The 2,266-nt window shown below is 56.9% G+C and carries 1 protein-coding gene and 1 rRNA gene; both read left to right on the top strand.

Features of this window, described 5'->3' with window-relative positions; all coding sequences use genetic code 11:
• A 5S ribosomal RNA gene (gene rrf / locus GT571_RS09915) occupies nt 1–109 on the top strand; the annotation flags it as partial.
• A gap of 248 nt (nt 110–357) precedes the next feature.
• On the top strand, nt 358–2,052 hold the full coding sequence (locus tag GT571_RS09910; RefSeq protein ID WP_161156981.1) for a phospho-sugar mutase: 1,695 nt from the start codon (nt 358–360) through the stop codon (nt 2,050–2,052).
• Nucleotides 2,053–2,266 lie beyond the last annotated feature (214 nt).

Genomic DNA, 2,266 nt, shown 5'->3' with positions numbered 1-2,266 from the left:
GCCAGAGCATGGGGGGCACGCCCGGTCCCGTTCCGAACCCGGAAGCTAAGCCCCATCGCGCCGAGAGTACTGCGGGGCCAGCCCGTGGGAGGCCAGGGCGCCGCTGACCGGTGGACGGCACCGAGCCGTACGCTTGACTTGAAGAAGGGGGGGGCCTCGCGGCCTCCCCCTTTCTTGCGTTTACGGGCAACAATACTTATGCAATTAAATCAATTAAATCATCCACCGCTGAATATAGACGTTCACCGTTCTGTGCTCAGTTCTCTGTTCTCAATGGACTAATATTTGCTTTAGCGCACTGCTGCGCTTGTCCTGTTTTACACGGGTCGTTTTATTGATTGTGAAGGAAGGACTCACATGGCAGATGTTCATGAGCTGCTTGATACTTGGATTGCCAATGTCAAGGACGAGGAGCTCCTCGCTGAGCTTAACACGATGAAGGAGCAGGGCTATGAGGACGCCATCACCGACGCTTTCTTCCAAGATCTCGCCTTCGGTACTGCCGGCCTTCGCGGCACTATCGGTGCGGGCACTAACCGTATGAATATCTATACGGTCGGTCGTGCGACCCAGGGATTCGCTGACTACCTCAATGCGACCTTCGAGCATCCAACGGTCGCCATCGCTCGCGATAGCCGCAATAAAGGTGAGCTGTTCGTTAAGACGACGGCTGCCATTCTTGCAGCAAACGGCGTGACTGCCCTCGTTTATCCCAAGATTTCTCCTGTGCCGACGCTCTCCTGGGCCGTTCGTGATCTTAAGTGCTCCGGTGGCATTTGCATGACCGCTAGCCATAACCCGGCGCCGTATAACGGCTATAAGGCCTATGGCCCCGATGGCTGCCAGATCACCAGCGAGGCCGCCGATACTATTTCTAAGGCAATCGCCGAGACCGATACGTTCACCGGCGTGAAGTCCATGGACTTCGATGAGGCTCTTGAGCAGGGCCTGGTCAAATGGATCGATGACTCGTGCCTCGAGCGTTATTACGACGCCGTTCTCGCTCGCGGCGTTACGAATCTTTCTGCCGAGGAGATTGCCGGCGCACCGCTCAAGCTTGTCTATACGCCGCTGAATGGTACCGGCCTCATTCCCGTCACCACGGTGCTCGAGCGCGCTGGCATCACTGATGTCACGGTTGTTCCCGAGCAGAAGGAACCTAACGGCGATTTCCCGACCTGCCCGTATCCTAACCCCGAGATCCGACAGGCCATGCAGAAGGGCATCGATCTCTGCGAGCAGGTTCACCCCGATCTGCTGCTTGCGACCGATCCCGACGCCGACCGTGTTGGTGTTGCCGTTAAGAATGGCGATGACTATCTGCTGCTGACCGGTAACGAGATGGGCGTCCTGCTGCTCGACTATATTTGCAAGACCCGTGCCGCCCGCGGCGAGGACCTCACTAAGAAGGTCGCGGTTACTACCATTGTTTCTTCCGCCATGGTCGATGCTCTGGCCGAGGAATATGGCTTTGAGCTCCGTCGCTGCCTGACGGGCTTCAAATACATCGGTGACATCATTACCTCGCTTTCCGATGCCGGTGAAGTCGATCGCTTTATCTTCGGTTTTGAGGAGAGCTACGGTTATCTGGCTGGTGATCACGTGCGCGACAAGGACGCCGTGAGCACTTCGCTGCTGATTTGCCAGATGGCTCAGTATTACAAGCTGCAGGGTAAGAACCTCGCCGACGCGATGCACGAGCTGTACGAGAAGTATGGCTACTACCACAATAAGACGATTTCGCTGAGCTATCCGGGTGCTGAGGGTGCGGCAAAGATGGCCGGCATCATGGCCGGTCTGCGCGAGAACCCGCCTGCGGAGCTTGCTGGGTCCAAGATTGAGGCCGTCGTGGACTACAACACCTGCGTGAACGGCCTGCCGAAGGCTAATGTCATTGAGTTCGATCTCGAGGGTGGCAACAAGGGTATCGTCCGTCCTTCTGGCACCGAGCCCAAGATCAAGCTGTATATCTTTGCCAAGGGCACGGATGCCGCCGAGGCTGATGCAGCACTTGACGCGATTGAAGAGTCCGGTCGCAAGCTGCTGGCATAAGGTATTTAAGAGTCTATTACTGTAGATAGGCGAAAGAGGGGATCTCGGAAACGAGGTCCCCTCTTATATTTACCCAGCCAGCCGAGAGTCCTTATATGTGTAGGAAATGTGTACGCCCAGATTCCCGCCCCCGGGGGCCCTCCGGTCTGGCAATATATCTCCTTGCCGCGCGGCCCGGTGAGACCGGATCAGCCGCAGAGCGTGCACCTTGAGA

It is taken from the genome of Collinsella aerofaciens (assembly GCF_009876115.1).
GTDB classification, from domain to species: domain Bacteria; phylum Actinomycetota; class Coriobacteriia; order Coriobacteriales; family Coriobacteriaceae; genus Collinsella; species Collinsella aerofaciens_N.
The sequence above is the reverse complement of the archived record's forward strand: the minus strand, read 5'-3'. Positions and strand labels throughout refer to the sequence as shown.

Excerpts from the sequence above, each read along its gene's own strand:
- GT571_RS09910 (WP_161156981.1), top strand. The coding sequence starts at position 358 with ATGGCAGATGTTCATGAGCTGCTTGATACTTGGATTGCCAATGTCAAG.